The organism is Thermobifida cellulosilytica TB100, from assembly GCF_001517975.1.
In the GTDB taxonomy this organism is placed as follows: domain Bacteria; phylum Actinomycetota; class Actinomycetes; order Streptosporangiales; family Streptosporangiaceae; genus Thermobifida; species Thermobifida cellulosilytica.
Genome location: NZ_KQ950180.1, coordinates 741205 through 756557 on the forward strand (window position 1 = coordinate 741205; position 15353 = coordinate 756557).

At 71.4% G+C, this 15353-nt stretch carries 13 protein-coding genes; 5 read left to right on the top strand and 8 right to left on the bottom strand.

Annotation, left to right across the window (positions count from 1 at the left end; translation table 11 throughout):
• Positions 1-401: 401 nt before the first annotated feature.
• Entirely contained in the window at positions 402-974 is a 573-nt protein-coding gene (locus AC529_RS03165) for a DUF4245 domain-containing protein (RefSeq protein ID WP_068753390.1), read from the bottom strand.
• A 67-nt stretch (positions 975-1041) separates the two neighbouring features.
• On the bottom strand, positions 1042-1647 hold the full coding sequence (locus AC529_RS03170) for a TetR/AcrR family transcriptional regulator (RefSeq protein ID WP_068753391.1): 606 nt from the start codon (positions 1645-1647) through the stop codon (positions 1042-1044).
• 158 nt (positions 1648-1805) lie between these two features.
• Here AC529_RS03170 and glpX point away from each other — a divergent pair, with 158 nt between their 5' ends.
• The gene (gene glpX, locus AC529_RS03175) at positions 1806-2831 is read left to right on the top strand and encodes a class II fructose-bisphosphatase (protein ID WP_068753392.1); all 1026 of its coding nucleotides are present in this window, start codon (positions 1806-1808) and stop codon (positions 2829-2831) included.
• A 361-nt stretch (positions 2832-3192) separates the two neighbouring features.
• Positions 3193-4704, top strand: coding sequence for a DUF3352 domain-containing protein (locus AC529_RS03180; protein WP_232306545.1), 1512 nt, complete (start codon positions 3193-3195; stop codon positions 4702-4704).
• 114 nt (positions 4705-4818) lie between these two features.
• Here AC529_RS03180 and AC529_RS03185 read toward each other — a convergent pair whose 3' ends face one another.
• Positions 4819-5640, bottom strand: coding sequence for an ABC transporter permease (locus tag AC529_RS03185; RefSeq protein ID WP_068753393.1), 822 nt, complete (start codon positions 5638-5640; stop codon positions 4819-4821).
• Entirely contained in the window at positions 5637-6596 is a 960-nt protein-coding gene (locus AC529_RS03190; RefSeq protein WP_198156277.1) for an ABC transporter ATP-binding protein, read from the bottom strand. Before AC529_RS03190 ends, AC529_RS03185 begins: the two co-directional genes overlap by 4 nt.
• A gap of 58 nt (positions 6597-6654) precedes the next feature.
• Here AC529_RS03190 and AC529_RS03195 point away from each other — a divergent pair, with 58 nt between their 5' ends.
• On the top strand, positions 6655-7272 hold the full coding sequence (locus tag AC529_RS03195; RefSeq protein ID WP_068753394.1) for a DUF1707 SHOCT-like domain-containing protein: 618 nt from the start codon (positions 6655-6657) through the stop codon (positions 7270-7272).
• A 98-nt stretch (positions 7273-7370) separates the two neighbouring features.
• Positions 7371-8759, top strand: a complete 1389-nt coding sequence (locus AC529_RS03200) for a class II fumarate hydratase (protein WP_068753395.1) — start codon at positions 7371-7373, stop codon at positions 8757-8759.
• Between the two features lie 91 nt (positions 8760-8850).
• On the opposite strand, the gene AC529_RS03205 is transcribed toward AC529_RS03200, so the two are convergent.
• From AC529_RS03205 to AC529_RS03220, 4 genes are all read right to left on the bottom strand, one after another.
• Positions 8851-9468, bottom strand: coding sequence for an aggregation-promoting factor C-terminal-like domain-containing protein (locus AC529_RS03205; protein WP_068753396.1), 618 nt, complete (start codon positions 9466-9468; stop codon positions 8851-8853).
• Positions 9469-9834: 366 nt separating this feature from the next.
• Positions 9835-11100 (bottom strand): PhoH family protein, encoded by a 1266-nt coding sequence (locus AC529_RS03210; protein ID WP_068753397.1) that lies wholly within the window; start codon positions 11098-11100, stop codon positions 9835-9837.
• 347 nt (positions 11101-11447) lie between these two features.
• Positions 11448-12212 carry an isoprenyl transferase gene (locus AC529_RS03215; RefSeq protein WP_068753398.1) on the bottom strand — a complete coding sequence of 255 codons (765 nt, stop codon included), beginning with the start codon at positions 12210-12212 and terminating at the stop codon, positions 11448-11450.
• Positions 12213-12414: 202 nt separating this feature from the next.
• The gene (locus AC529_RS03220) at positions 12415-13014 is read right to left on the bottom strand and encodes an RNA polymerase sigma factor (protein WP_068754464.1); all 600 of its coding nucleotides are present in this window, start codon (positions 13012-13014) and stop codon (positions 12415-12417) included.
• Between the two features lie 940 nt (positions 13015-13954).
• Here AC529_RS03220 and AC529_RS03225 point away from each other — a divergent pair.
• Complete coding sequence (locus AC529_RS03225; protein ID WP_068753399.1) at positions 13955-15352, top strand: serine/threonine-protein kinase; 1398 nt, start codon at positions 13955-13957, stop codon at positions 15350-15352.
• Position 15353: the final 1 nt, after the last annotated feature.

Below are 15353 nucleotides of genomic sequence, written 5' to 3' on the forward strand. Positions count from 1 at the left end.
TCCCCATCAGCCGCGGAGCGGCCGGGGTGGGGTGGGCGGTGAACCATCCGGTGTCTTCGGCCGGGAGGCCCGGCAGCCTTGTCCGCCGCTCGGGTGAGGGAGGGGTTGGTGGGTGGCAGGTCTTCGGGCGTGAAGCGCCGTCCCACGGTCGCAGGTTGGCCGGGAGAGGAGTGTTGCGGGGGGGTGGCAGTCCCCCAGGAACCGGGGCGGGCCTCAAGGCTGCCGCGCCTCGCGGCCGAAGCAGACAGCAACCGTCGAGCCGACACGGACCCCACGCACGGGGACCACCGCGCCGTGGTCTCGGCTGTGGGGAGTCTCACCTGAGGCGGCCGGACACCGGGGCCGTCGGCCGCACCTGCCTCCGGGGCGTCGCCGGAACCCCCGGTCTTCAGGCAGTCGTGTCACTCCTGTGGAGCAGCCTGCGGCTGCAAGGCCCCGGCGAGGGTTTCCAGTTCCTCGTAGGAGGCGCCGCCGCTGACCACGAGGGTGGCGTCGTCGGCGCGCAGCACCAGGGAGCGCTCGTCCTCGGTCTCGTTGTAGCGGCGCTCCCAGACCCGGCCGTCCACCGTGGACTCGCCGTCGGGCTCGCCGTCCATGCTCACCTCGGCGACGAACGCCTCCGGGTCGGCGTTGCTGATGTGGAACGCGGCGTGCCGGTCCTCGGGGGTGGCGAACCCCACCGACCAGCGGACCGGTTCGGTCGGCTCCTCGCCGGGCAGCACTCCGCCGTCCTCCAGCCGTGAGCTGGTGGGCGTCCAGCCCTCGGGCAGCAGCTCCTGGTCGGGCGCGTACACCTGGTAGGGCGCGACCTCGCTGAGGGAGAGCACGTCGGGGGTGTAGTCGACGGTGGGGATCCGCTCCTCCCGCCGCGCGTTCACCACCACCGTCATCAGCACGACCAGCAGCACGAGCGCGCCCAGCACGATCGTGTAGCCGAGGAAAGTGTTGTCGGTCCGGCGACCACCACTGCTCATGCGGTTCTTCCCACCCCGTCACCGCGCTTCGGTCCTGTCGCCTCCCAGCTTGCCCGATGGTCGCGGGTCACTCCGCGCGGGGTGCCACCGTGCTGAGCCGCTCCACCACCGCGTCGGCGAGCCTGCGGGCCTCCTCGCGGTCCTCCCGGTTGACGACCTCGGTCGCCGCGAGCGAGATCGCGCCGGTGACGATCATGAGCAGCGCCTCGTCCACGGGCTCCTCGGCCTTGCGGAACAGGGCGGCGTTGCGGTCGGTCCACTCCCGCAACTGCCTGCGCATGAGCGCCTCGAACCCGGGCGGGCTGTCCCCGCTGTAGAAGAGCCGGGTGATCTCCCGCTCCTCGATGCACCCCTCCAGGTAGGCGCGGGCGGCGATGTTCATCAGCCTGCGGGGGTCGCTCTCCCCCCGGGCCCGCGCCTGGACGACCGCCTGGTGGGTCCGGTCCTGCTGGCGCTGCTGGAACTCCTCGTACAGCGCGAGGTAGAGGTCGGCCTTGCCGGTGAAGTGGTGGTACAGGCTCCCGACGCTGGCCCCGGCCTGGGCGACGACCTCGCTGACCCCGGCCTTGTCGAAGCCGACCGTCCGGAAGACGTGCGACGCGGCTTCCAGCAGCGCGCTGCGGGTGGCCGCTCCCCGGGCCGACACGCGCACCGGCTTTTCCACCTTCTCCACTGTCAACTCAATCGTCCCCAATCGCGTACCAAGGGCTCGCCTAGTGTTGAAGAGAGTACGCCAGCGGGTCCCGCACGACCCACTGACGAACAAGGCTGAGAAAATCGTCGGGGTCTCCGCACCTGTCGGGCGGAAGAACCCGTGTGGAAAGGGCTGCCATGACCACTGCTCCTGCTCCGTTCTCTGTCCCGCACGACGCTCCCGACCGCAACCTGGCACTGGAACTGGTACGGGTCACCGAGGCCGCGGCGCTGGCCGCCGCGCGCTGGGTGGGCCGCGGGGACAAGAACGGCGCGGACGGCGCGGCCGTCCGCGGCATGCGCCACCTGATCAGCACCGTGTCGATGAAAGGCACGGTCGTCATCGGCGAGGGCGAGAAGGACAACGCCCCCATGCTGTACAACGGCGAGCAGGTCGGCGACGGCAGCGGCGCCGAGTGCGACGTCGCCGTGGACCCGATCGACGGAACCCGGCTGACCGCGATGGGCATGCCCAACGCGATCTCGGTGATCGCGGTGAGCCCGCGCGGCTCCATGTTCGACCCCTCTGCCGTGTTCTACATGGAGAAGCTGGTCACCGGACCGGCCGCGGCCGGCGCCGTCGACATCAACGCCCCCGTCGCCGACAACATCCGCGCGGTGGCCAAGGCCAAGGGCGGCAGCCCGCAGGACGTCACGGTGGTGATCCTGGACCGGCCCCGGCACGAGCAGTTGGTGCACGAGGTGCGGCAGACGGGCGCCCGGATCAAGTTCATCTCGGACGGCGACGTCGCCGGAGCGATCATGGCGGCGCGCGCCGGAACCGGTGTCGACCTGCTGCTGGGCATCGGCGGCACCCCCGAGGGCATCATCGCCGCGTGCGCCATCAAGTGCCTGGGCGGCGTGATCCAGGGGAAGCTGTGGCCGAGCAGCGACGAGGAGCGGCGCCGGGCCGAGGCCGCGGGGCACGACCTGTCCCGGGTGCTGACCACCGACGACCTGGTCTCCTCCGACGACGTGTTCTTCGCGGCGACCGGCATCACCGGCGGGGAGCTGCTGACCGGGGTGCGCTACGCCGACGGCGGCGCCACCACCGAGTCCCTGGTCATGCGCGGACGCAGCGGCACCATCCGCCGGGTGAACAGCGAGCACCAGCTCAACAAGCTGGCCACCTACAGCGGGGTGGACTTCTCCGGCGCCCGCTGAGCCCGCCGCGGTTGACCGGACCCGGCCACTCCGGCGGGGTCCGGTTACTTTTGGGGCACGAAACGGCCTGAGGAGGAACCGGGCGTCTCCGCGGGGAGGTCGAAACGTCTGGAACCGGAAGTTCTTCCCTCGCACTCCCGGAGGTTCGATGTCCTACCCCGACCAGCCCAACCAGCCGCCCTCGTGGGGGCAGCAGCCGCCTCCCGGCCGGCCGCCCGGTCCGGGATACCAGCCGCCGGGACAGCCCCAGGGAGCTCCCCCCGGACAGCCGGCAGGTCCTCCTCCGCCACCGCCTCCGGCGGCGGGGCCGCCCAGAGGCCCGGTGCAGGGACCGCCGACGGGTCCGCACCCGGGAGCGCCCGTGGGCGTGCTGCACGGGCCGGGCGGCCCCGGGTTCCCGCCGCCGGCTCCGCCGGGGTACGGCACTCCGGGCGCCCCGCCGCCCCGCCGCAGGCCGGTCTGGGTGATCCCGCTCTCCATCGTGCTGGCGCTGGCTCTGATCGGCGGGGGCGCGTGGGCGTCGGTGGCGCTGGTGAACAGCCTGTTCGGCGGCCCGCAGCCCGAGTCGGTGCTGCCCGGCTCCTCCCTGGCCTACGCCAAGGTCGACCTGAAGCCCACCGGTCGGCAGTGGGCCTCCTACGCCCAGTTCTACGAACGGCTGCCCGACACCGTGCAGGACGACCTGGGCAGCGCCGAGGAGGACTTCGGCCGGGAGCTGTTCGAGGAGATGTACCCCGATCTCGGCCTCGACTACGACACGGAGGTCGAGCCCTGGCTGGGGCAGCGCGTCGGCCTGGCCGTGTGGTCGGGTCCCGAGGACGAGCTGGTGTTCGCCGTGGCCCTCGCCGTGGAGGACGAGGAGCTCGCCGAGGAGACCCTGGTCCGCATCCAGTCCCAGGACGACAGCCTCTTCTTCGAGGTCGTCGACGGCTTCGCGGTCCTCAGCGACTCCCAGACCGCGCTCAACGACCGGCGCGCCCAGGTGGAGCGGGTCGGCACGCTGGAGGACAACGAGACCTTCTCCGCCGACCTCGACGAGATCGGCGAGGGCGTCGCCACGGTGTGGGCCGACTACGGCGCGATGGCGCAGGACCCGACGGCCGCGGCCGAATTCGACCTGGACGACCTGTCCGAGGTCGGGGAGATCAGCGGACGGTTCGCCGCGGTCGTGCGCGTGGAGAGCGAGTACCTGGAGTTCCAGGCCGACGTGTTCGACGCGGGCGTCGACGGCGAGACCCTGTTCTCCGAGTCCGTTCCCGCCGGGGGCATCACCGCGCTGCACGACCTGCCGGACAACTCCGTCGTCGCGCTCGGCGGCGACGGGCTCGACGCCGTGGCGCAGGAGATCTGGGAGGCCAACCGGGAGAGCATCGAGTCGGCCCCCGACTACGCCGACATCGACGCGATGCTGCGGGAGATCGGGCTGCGGCTGCCCGCCGACTTCCACAAGCTCCTCGGCACCCAGACCGCCCTGGGCATCACCGACTTGGCGGGCCTGGACTTCTTCTTCGGCACCGACGACCCCTCCTTCGAGCTGCGGCTGACCGGAGCCGACAGCGACCTGTGGAGCGAGCTGCTGGCCCCGTCGGACTACTCCTACGGGTCGACGCCCACGGTGACCACCGACGGCGACACCACGGTGGTCTCCATGGGGACCGCGGGGACGGGACGGCTCGGTGACGACCCGGTCTTCCAGCAGACGATGGCGGGCCTGGGGGAGGCGCACCTGGCGCTCTACGCGGACCTGCGGGTCGTCGCCGAGATGGAGGAGGACCCCTGGCCGCAGCAGTGGGGCGGCCTGGGCGGCGCCCTGCAGTTCCACGAGGGCGGGTCGGCCTCGCTCAACCTGCGCTGGGTGCCCAGCCCCGGGTGATCCGGCGTGTCCCGCCCAAGAGCGGGCGGGCACGCGGGTGCCCCGGGGACCGGGCCGCGGCGGCCTCACCGGCCCGCCGCACCGGGTCCCCGGGGCACCGCCGTGCGGGCCGCGTCAGTCGATGAGGCGGCGGCGCATCAGGTGGACCGCCAGGAACCACACGACCACGGCGAAGAGGGCGATCACGGCGAGGTGCCCCAGGGCAGCCAGGACGTCGATGCCGAAGGCGAAGCCGCGCACCAGCTCCACGCAGTGGTAGAGCGGGTTGACCAGGGCCGCCGTCTGAGCCCAGCCCGGCAACTGGTCGATCGGGAAGAACGTCCCCGCGACCAGGAACAGCGGTGTGATGAGCCCGGAGATGACGTAGTCCACCGTGCGGATGGACGGGATGACCGCAGCCAGCAGGATGCCGAGCAGCGCGAACCCGAACCCGGTGAGCACCCCGACGAACGGGACGAGCAGCATCGCCCAGGTGGGCTCCAGCCCGAACCCGATCGCCACCAGCAGCGGGGCGCAGCCGTAGACGCCCGCCTTCAGCGCGATCCACAGCGCCTCGCCGGTGACCAGTTCGCGCACGTCCACCGGGGCGGCCAGCACCCCCTCGTAGGTGTGCTGGAACCGGCGGCGCACGAACGTGTCGATCAGCCCCGGGAACATGGACGAGAACAGCACCGACATCGCGACGATGCCGGTCCCCAGGAACTCGATGTAGTCGTAGCCGCCGATCGTGCCGACGAGCGCGCCCATGCCCATGCCGAAGGCGAGCAGGTACAGGACCGGCTCGACGATCGCGGAGAAGGTGATCGGCGCCCAGATGCGCCGGTACAGCGCCCACTCGCGGGCCAGCACCCCGAGGATCGGCGCGATCTCGAAGCCGCGGGGCCGGGTGCGCAGGTCGGTGGCCGCGGGCGCGGCCGTGTCCCTGGTCGCCGTCATTCGACCTTCTCCCCCGTCAGTGTCACGAACACGTCCTCCAGGTTGCTGGCCCGGCGCATGCCGCTGCCCAACTGGTCGCGCAGCGAGTCGGGCAGCTCCTCGGCGCGCAGCACCGACAGCGCCGATCCGGTGCGCCGGGTGGTGAACCCGGCGGCGTGCAGGGTCTTCTCCATCACCTCGATGCCGTCGAGGCCCACCGCGTACTCCTCGACCGTCCTGCCGGCGTACTCGGCGATCAGGTCGGCGGGGGCGCCGCGGCGGACGATGCGCCCTTTGGCCATGAGCGCCACTTCGTCGGAGAGGCGTTCGGCCTCCTCGATGTAGTGGGTGGACATCAGGACCGTGACGCCCTCCTCCCGCAGGGCGGTGATCAGCCCCCACAGCTCCTGGCGGACCTGGGGGTCCAGGCCGACGGTGGGCTCGTCGAGCAGCACCACGCGGGGCCGGTGCACCAGCCCGCGGGCGATGAGGAGGCGGCGGCGCATTCCTCCGGAGAGCTTCTCGGTGAACGTGTCGCGCCGGTGCTCCAGGTGGGCGATGCGCAGCGCCCGCTCGACCGCGGCGGCGCGCTCCCGGCGCGGCACCCGGTACAGGTAGGTGAAGCTGCGCAGGTTCTCCTCGACGGTGAGCTCCTCGTCGAGGTTGTCGTGCTGGGGCACCACCCCCATGAGGGAGCGCGCCCACTTCGACTCCCGGGGGACGGGGTGGCCCAGGATGCTGATCTCTCCCTCGTCGGCCAGGCTCTGCGCGGTGAGCATGCGCATCGTGGTGGACTTTCCCGCTCCGTTGGGTCCGAGCAGGCCCATCACGGTTCCTTCGGGGACGTCGAGGTCGAGGCCGTCGACGGCGGTGATGTCGCCGAAGCGCTTGACCACCCCCCGCAGGGAGATCGCCGGCTGCGGCGAGGAGGGCTCGTGGCGCAACGCCGACCGGTCGGACTGTGGTGACGAAGTCATGCCCTCCACCGTAGTTGGCGGCCCGAAACCGCTCCTAATGGTTTTCTGCGCTGTGGACATGTCGGGAAGTACCGTTGACGGCGTGATCGAAGGACCTTCTCCTGAACGTCTCCGCGCCTCCGACGCCGACCGGGAGCGCGTGCTGGCGGTGCTGCGCGAGGCGGCCGCGGACGGCCGCCTGGACCTGGAGGAGTTCCAGGAGCGCAGCGACCGGGTCCACGCGGCGCGCCGGCTCGGCGACCTGGTGGGGATCACCGCCGACCTGCTGCCGCCCGACGCCCAGCCGCTGCGCCTGGACCAGGGGCCGGTCTCCGCGCTGTTCGGCTCCGAGCGGCGCGCCGGCCGCTGGGTGGTACCGGTGCGCCAGTTCGTGTTCTCCCTCTTCGGCACCGCCGAGGTCGACCTGCGGGACGCGCTGCTGTCCCGGGACCGGGTGGCGGTGACCGCCTCGGCGCTCTTCGGCCGGGTGGTGATCCGGGTCCCCGAGGGCATGGAGGTGCGCCTGCGCGGCCGCTCCTTCCTCGGCCGACGCAGCGCCGCCGTCCGCCCCTCCCCGCTGCGCGACGCCCCGGTGCTGGAGGTCGACGGGTTCTCGCTGTTCGGTTCGGTGCGGGTCACCGCGCCGCGGCAGCGCCGCCTGCTGGGCCGCGGCCGCCGACCCCGCGCGATCGAGTAGGTCCGTCCCCGTCCGTGCTGCGGGAGGGCTGACCACGGCGTCCACGTGCGGGTCTGGCAGTCTTTGGTCTGAGGATCGACCTGGAGGTGTCTTTCACGATGACTGAATTCCGCATCGAGCGCGACTCGATGGGCGAGGTCAAGGTTCCTGTCGAGGCCAAGTGGCGGGCCCAGACCCAGCGCGCGGTCGAGAACTTCCCCATCTCGGGGCAGGGCCTGGAGGCCGCGCACATCGCCGCGCTGGGCCACATCAAGGCCGCGGCCGCGACGGTCAACGCCGAGCTCGGCGTGATCAAGGCGGACATGGCCGAGGCCATCCGCGAGGCGGCCCTGGAGGTCGCCGAGGGCAAGTGGAACGACCACTTCCCGGTGGACGTGTTCCAGACCGGTTCGGGCACGTCGAGCAACATGAACACCAACGAGGTCATCGCGACGCTGGCCTCCGAGCGGCTGGGCGAGCCGGTCCACCCCAACGACCACGTCAACGCCTCGCAGTCGTCCAACGACGTGTTCCCGTCCTCGATCCACATCGCGGCGACCTCCGCTCTGGTCAACGACCTGATCCCCGCGCTGAAGCACCTGGAGGCGGCGCTGTCGGCGAAGGCGGCGGAGTTCGCCACGGTGGTCAAGAGCGGCCGCACCCACCTGATGGACGCCACCCCGGTGACCCTGGGCCAGGAGTTCGCCGGGTACGCCGCGCAGGTGCGCTACGGCATCGAGCGGGTCGAGGCGGCGCTGCCGCGCGTGGCCGAGCTGCCGCTGGGCGGCACGGCCGTGGGCACCGGCATCAACACGCCCGAGGGCTTCTCCGCGAAGGTGATCGCCGAGATCGCGCGGACCACGGGGCTGCCGCTGACCGAGGCGCGCGACCACTTCGAGGCGCAGGGCGCGCGGGACGGCCTGGTGGAGCTGTCCGGGCAGTTGCGCACGATCGCGGTGAGCTTCTGCAAGATCGCCAACGACATCCGGTGGATGGGCTCGGGGCCGCGCACCGGTCTGACCGAGATCTTCCTGCCCGACCTGCAACCGGGCTCCTCGATCATGCCGGGCAAGGTCAACCCGGTGCTGTGCGAGGCGATGTTGCAGGTGGCCTCGCAGGTGGTGGGCAACGACGCGGCGGTGGCGTTCGGCGGCTCGACCGGCAACTTCGAGCTGAACGTGCAGCTCCCGCTGATCGCCCGCAACGTGCTGGAGTCGATCCGGCTGCTGGCCAACGTCTCCCGGGTGTTCGCCGACCGGTGCGTGTCCGGGATCACCGCCAACGTGGAGCGCTGCCGCGAGTACGCGGAGTCCTCCCCGTCGATCGTCACCCCGCTCAACCGGTACATCGGCTACGAGGAGGCCGCCAAGGTCGCCAAGCAGGCGCTGGCCGAGCGCAAGACGATCCGCCAGGTCGTCATCGAGCGCGGGTACGTCGCCGACGGCAAGCTGACCGAGGCCCAGCTCGACGAGGCGCTCGACGTGCTGTCGATGACCAACTCGCAGTGACGCGACGCGAGGCGGCGGTGGCTCCGGAATCCGGAGGCCACCGCCGCCTCGCGTGGGGCGGGCCGTCCGGGACGGCCCGCGGGGCTCGGGATCAGTACCAGCCGACGCTCTGGGAGTGGTTCCAGGCCGCGCACGGGCTGCCGTAGCGGTCCTTGATGTAGCCCAGCCCCCACTTGATCTGGGTGGCGGGGTTGGTCTGCCAGTCGGCCCCGGCGCTGGCCATCTTGCTGCCGGGCAGCGCCTGCGGGATGCCGTACGCGCCGGAGCTGGGGTTCTGCGCCTGGGGGTTCCAGTTGCTCTCCTTCTGCCACAGCGAGTCGAGGCAACTGAACTGGTCGCTGCCCCACCCGAAGTCGGCGAGCATGGCCTGGGCGATCCCCCTGGGGTCCCCGCTGGGCACGGGGTCGGGCTCCGGTTCCTCCTTCTCCTCCTCCAGGGTGCCGTTGGCGGTGGCGAGAGCCTGGCCCAGTGCCTGGTTGCGCTGGCTGTTGGCCTGTTCGAGCTGGCCCGCCGCAATCCCCTCCCCGCTCTCGGGGAAGAAGTCGTCCGGGGCCGCCTCTGCGGGCAGGACTGCGGCCGAAGCGGCCTGTTCCGGCGAGTCGCCGGTGTCGGCGGCGAAGGCGGAGAAGCCGAACGCCGCGCCCGCGACAGTGAGTGCCGCCGTCCCTGCCGCGGTGGCGAGCCGCAGCGAAATCCGGTTCTTCAGCAAGGATCGGCCTTTCGACGGTCGCATGCCCGGTGGCGTCGCATGCGCTCGAATGTGCCCCGAGTCTTCGGAGTGGACTGTCGGGGCGACAGGCGGACTGGCTGGGGCCACCGGCCGCCGTGTCGCCGAAGATCATCGCGCGCTGGAGCTCGGGAAGTCACCGCTGGTCCTTGCGGGATGCGCGCGCTCGGGGCTCCCAACGGAACAGAATCAACCTTGCCGCATGTTTTCGGGTTGGTAATACCGAAAGTACATGCGACATGGGTCACATTGTTTTCGGGGTCTTTTCGACAACCATTTCCGTGGATTCCGCGTCGACAGCGGCGGGTGCCCGACCGGACGGCCCGGCCGGGCACCCGGAAACCGGAATCAGCCCTCCAGCATCTCGGTGACCAGCGCGGCGATCGGCGAGCGCTCCGAGCGGGTCAGCGTGATGTGCGCGAACAGCGGGTGGCCCTTGAGCTTCTCGATCACGGCCACCACCCCGTCGTAGCGGCCCACCCGGAGGTTGTCGCGCTGCGCGACGTCGTGGGTGAGCACCACCCGGGAGTTCTCCCCCAGCCGGGACAGCACGGTCAGCAGCACGCCGCGCTCCAGCGACTGCGCCTCGTCCACGATCACGAAGGAGTCGTGCAGCGAGCGGCCGCGGATGTGGGTGAGCGGCAGCACCTCCAGCATGCCGCGGTCGACCACCTCGTCGATGACGTCCTGGGTGGTCAGCGCCGAGAGGGTGTCGTGCACCGCCTGCGACCAGGGCGACATCTTCTCGTACTCGGTCCCCGGGAGGTAGCCCAGGTCCTGGCCGCCCACCGCGTACAGCGGCCGGAACACCACGACCTTGCGGTGCTGCCGCCGCTCCAGCACCGCCTCCAGGCCGGCGCACAGCGCCAGCGCGGACTTGCCGGTGCCCGCCCGGCCGCCCAGCGACACGATGCCCACCTCGGGATCGGTGAGCAGGTCCAGGGCGATGCGCTGCTCGGCGCTGCGGCCGTGCAGCCCGAACACGTCGCGGTCGCCGCGCACCACCTTGACCGACTTGTCGGGGAGCACCCGCCCCAGCGCCCTGCCGCGCTCGGACACCAGCACCAGGCCTGTGTGGCAGGGCAGGTCGCGCGCCTCCTCGATCTCGGCGGTACCGCGGCTGAACAGCTCCTCGATCTGGTACGCCGGGACCTCCAGCTCCGCCATGCCGGTCCACCCGTGCTCGATGGCCAGCTCGGCGCGGTACTCGTCCGCGGCCAGCCCCACCGCCGAGGCCTTGATCCGCAGGGGGAGGTCCTTGCTGACCAGCACCACGTCGCTGCCCTCGGCGGCGAGGTTGCGCGCCACGGTCAGGATGCGGGTGTCGTTGTCCCCCTGCCGGAACCCGGCCGGCAGGACGTCGGGGTCGCTGTGGTTGAGTTCCACCCGCAGCGTGCCGCCCTGGTCGTTGACCTCCACCGGAGCGTCGAGAGCGCCGAAGGCGACCCGCAGGTCGTCCAGCTTGCGCAGCGCCTCGCGGGCGAAGTAGCCCAGCTCGGGGTGGTGCCGCTTGCTCTCGAGTTCGGTGATGACGACGATGGGCAGGACCACCTCGTGCTCGGCGAAACGGGTGATCGACAGGGGGTCCGCGAGGAGGACACTGGTGTCGAGCACGTAGGTGCGCCGGGCGTTCCCCTCGGCGGAGCTGAGACGGGCAGGGTCGCGGTGAACGGTCGAGGAACTAGCCACTCGTTCTCCCCCTGGGCGCGGCGAAGCGCCCTAGACTCACGGGAATCCAAGGACCGGGACCGACCCCGTGGGAGCCGGGACCGGCCCCCGTCGTGATGGTTTCCTGTGTGGCCAGGAGCATCAATGAGTCGGGGCCTCCCGAGTGGCAGGGATGCGCACCCTACCACTGCTACGACGGTACCCCGCTCATCTGAAAGAGCAAGACCTTTCTTCGACCTCTTCGTGAACGAGCCGTGACCTTCGCCGTCCGCCCGCGCCCGGCAGAGGGGCTGTCACGAGCCGAAACGCCGCTGCCGTGCGCTGTAGGAGCGCAGTGCGCGAAGGAAGTCGATCTTACGGAACGCGGGCCAGAAGACCTCGCAGAAGTAGAACTCCGAGTGCGCGCTCTGCCACAGCAGGAAGCCGGAGAGGCGCTGCTCCCCCGAGGTCCGGATGAGCAGGTCGGGGTCGGGCTGGCCGCGGGTGTAGAGGTGCTTGGCGATGTCGTCCATCTCCAGCCGCTCGGCCAGCTCCTCCAGGGTGGTGCCCTTGGCGGCCTCCGCCAGCAGCAGCGACCGGACGGCGTCGGCGATCTCGCGGCGCCCCCCGTAGCCCACGGCGACGTTGACGATCAGGCCCGGGTTGTTCGCCGTGGCGGTCCCGGCCTCCTTCATGACCCTGGCGGTGGAGTCGGGCAGCAGGTCGAGGGCGCCCATCGGGTTGATCCGCCACCCCTCGTCGCGGAGCCGCCGCACCGTGTTCTCGATGATCTCCAGCAGCGGTTCCAGCTCCTCGGGCGGCCGGGAGAGGTTGTCGGTGGACAGCAGCCACAGCGTGACCACCTGCACGCCGACCTCGTTGCACCAGCCGAGCAGCTCGAAGATCTTCTCGGCTCCGGCCCGGTGGCCCTCCTTGGGGCTGGACAGCCCGCTGAGCTTGGCCCACCGACGGTTCCCGTCGAGGATCACCCCCACGTGCCGGGGCTTCTCGACCGTACTGAGCGCACGCTCCAGGCGCCGCTCGTACAGCCGGTAGAGAGGGACGCGCAACAGCCCCATGGACGGTACTACCTCTCCTGATCCGTTCGAGGCCGCGGACGCGGCGCCGGATGTGCCGCGGGTGTTCCCGGCGCGTCGCCGGGCCGGGACACCTCCGCCTGCATGATCGTCCGGCGGAGCCGGGCCGCCGGTCAGTCCTCAACAGTAGTCAAGGAACCGGGGTGGCGGAGCCATCCCCGGCCTGCCTTGCCGCAGTGGTGTCTCAGTTCACGGCGAGGGCCTTGCGGACCCGCTTGCGGCCCTCGTGGATGCGCGACTTGACGGTTCCCAGGGCCAGGTCGAGCTGGGCGGCGATCTCCCCGTACTCCATCTGGCACAGGTCCCGCAGCACCAGCGGCGCCACCAGGTTGGGCCGGTCCCGCTCCAACTGGTCGAGGGCTTCCAGCAGGTCGATCCGCGACCCCGCGATGACGCTGGTGGTGCGCGGGTCGCTCTGGTGCGGAATGCGGTCGGCCTCGGTGGGCATCTCGGCGGCCCGCCGCTTCAGCGACCGGTAGGTCTGCCTCGCGGAGTTCGAGACCACCGTGTAGAGCCAGGTCGTGAACATCGAGTCGCCGCGGAACCGGTGGATGCTGGCGGCCACTCGCATGAGCGCGTCCTGGCACGCCTCCTCGGCGTCCTGCCGGTAGGGCAGGAAGCGGGCGCAGCGGCGCAGGACGTCGGGTTGAATACGGCGCAACAGCTCCTCGAGCGCGGCCTGGTCCCCTTCCTTGGCGCGCAGCGCCAACTGCTCCAGGGACTCCTCCTCGCCCGGGTCGGGGGCGGGGCGTACTGAGGCGGAAGACTGGTCTGGTTGGGTCACGGCGGACACTCCCCACTGACGATACTCTCGTCCAGCTATTACACGCATACCTCCGCAAAAAGGTTGACACATTTCCGCGGAGGGCGGAGCCGCCGTAACAGGATTCTGCGGCTGAGGCAAGCACCCCGGTTCCGCCTCTCCCTCCCGGCCCCACACCGCGACCGCTCTCCGGAGCCAGCCAAAAAAATATGGCGAAACCGGACATTTCACAGGCCACTTCCCGGGGCCGCCGACTCCCGGACCGGCCGCCGGTGTCCGCGCCGACACATTCTCTTCACGGGCTGAACTGGGAATTCTCTCCGCACCCGGCGAGGTCCACCCCTCGGGGCGCCCCGGTGCCCCCGGAAGCGGCGCACTCCGCCGCCGTCGCTCCGGGGCCTCTTCTCCCCCGGAGCCGGAGAAAAACCCGAAAAGAATGCCCACTCTTCTCACAACCCGCGTGCCGGGATCCCGGCCGGCGCCGCGCACCGCAGGAGCTCCGTCCTTTCGCCCGGAAGCGACGCCGAGTGCGGGCGGAGTCACCGACGGCCCGCCGGTACGGGCGCTGCGGATGCGGGGCCGCCGCCTCGGCGGTCCGCTCCGGGAAGACGCGCCGCACCCCCTTTTTCCGGCGCCGTCGGCCCCGCCGCCCCACGGTTCTCCTCCGGCAGTCCGGGGAAATTCCCCGGCGGTGCGCGAGCGGACCCGGCAGGGCCGGGAAAACCCGGTCGGCGCGCCCGCGGAACCGGGGGCGTTTTCCGTTCCGGACCACACCCCCGCGAAATTCCGGTCCGCCCCAAGCGGGCGCGCACCAGAGCGGCCCGGCCGCGCGGACAGCGGCCGCCGGAAATGCCCCGGTCCCGGGCCGCCGGCACGGAACAGCAGGTCCGGGGCGTGTTCCGGCCTGTTCCGACGGCAAGATCCCGGTGTCGGGACCACCAAGACGTGGTAAGCAATACGTGTGGCACAACCGGAACGTTTCGGGCGCTATCGCGTCCTGCGGCGACTGGGTTCGGGCTCGTTCGCCACCGTCTGGTTAGGACACGACGATCTGCTCGACACCCCGGTCGCCATCAAGGTGCTCGCCGAGAACTGGGCGCACAACCTCGACATCCACCAGCGTTTCGTCGAGGAGGCGCGCATTCTGCGCCAGGCCGACTCCGAGTGGCTGGTACGCGTCCACGACATCGGCACCCTGCCCGACGAACGTCCCTACTTCGTGATGACCTACGCCGACCGGGGCAGCGTCGCCGACCGGGTCGCCGAGGGCCCCCTGCCGATGGACGAGGCGCTGCGCCTGCTCACCGAGATCGGGCAGGGCGTCACCGTGCTGCACCGGCACGGCACCATCCACCGCGACATCAAGCCGTCCAACGTGCTGTTGCAGTCCAGCCCGGTGGGCGAACGCGTGCTCGTCGCCGACCTGGGGTTCGCCAAGAGCATCGACGAGGCGTCCGGGTTCACCGCGTCCGCGGGCACCCCCGGCTACATGTCCCCCGAGCAGAGCGTCGTCGGCGGCGACATCGACGTGCGCGCCGACGTGTACTCGCTGGGCGCGGTCGCCTACGAACTCGTCACCGGCAAGCGCCCCCCGCGCCCGCCGGTGCGGGTGCCGCCGAGCAAACTGCGGCCGGGGCTGCCGCCCGCCCTGGACGAGCTGATCATGTCGGCGCTGTCGCCGAACCGCAACGACCGTCCCCCCGACGCGGCCACCTTCACCTCCCGCATCCGGGAGATCCGCATGTCGCCCGACCTGGAGCTGGCGGTGCCCTGGTGGCAGCGCCACCGCACCGCCTGGATGCGGCTGGGGGCCTCGGCCGCGGCGGCGGTCGTGATGCTCGCCACGGCGCTGGCGGCCACGGCCGCCCCGCGCCTGCCGCTCATGGAGGTCTACGACTCCAGCGGGGAACTCCACGTCCGGGTGCCCACCCCGTGGGTCCGCCAGATGCAGATCAACGGCTGGTCGCCGCGGGAGCTGGGCATGCCCGGCGGCCACGAGCCGGGCATGCTGGTCGCCACCGACCTGGCCGCCTGGCCCGACCCCGAGGCGAAGGTGTCCGGCCTGTTCGCCGGGCTGCTCGCCACCGAGTCCGACTCCCCCGACCTGGACCGGCTGATCTCCGTCGGCCCGTGCGAGGGAGAGCCGCAGCGGCGGAGCTTCGCCAACGCCGACTGGGAGGGCGAGGTGTGGCAGTGGCTCGACTGCTTCCCGGACGGCTCCGGAGGAGGGGTGTTCACCGCCGCCGCCTTGCAGCACCGCGATCGCGGGCGGACCCTCTACATGGAGATCCGCCAGGCCGACCAGCAGCCCCAGACCGTGGCGGAGATCCTCGACGGCGTCCGGCTGACCGCCCTGTGAG

Coding starts and splice junctions, on each gene's coding strand:
- AC529_RS03185 (WP_068753393.1), bottom strand. CDS start 5,640: ATGACGGCGACCAGGGACACGGCCGCGCCCGCGGCCACCGACCTGCGC.
- AC529_RS03165 (WP_068753390.1), bottom strand. CDS start 974: ATGAGCAGTGGTGGTCGCCGGACCGACAACACTTTCCTCGGCTACACG.
- AC529_RS03195 (WP_068753394.1), top strand. CDS start 6,655: ATGTCGGGAAGTACCGTTGACGGCGTGATCGAAGGACCTTCTCCTGAA.
- AC529_RS03200 (WP_068753395.1), top strand. CDS start 7,371: ATGACTGAATTCCGCATCGAGCGCGACTCGATGGGCGAGGTCAAGGTT.
- glpX (WP_068753392.1), top strand. CDS start 1,806: ATGACCACTGCTCCTGCTCCGTTCTCTGTCCCGCACGACGCTCCCGAC.
- AC529_RS03215 (WP_068753398.1), bottom strand. CDS start 12,212: ATGGGGCTGTTGCGCGTCCCTCTCTACCGGCTGTACGAGCGGCGCCTG.
- AC529_RS03190 (WP_198156277.1), bottom strand. CDS start 6,596: ATGACTTCGTCACCACAGTCCGACCGGTCGGCGTTGCGCCACGAGCCC.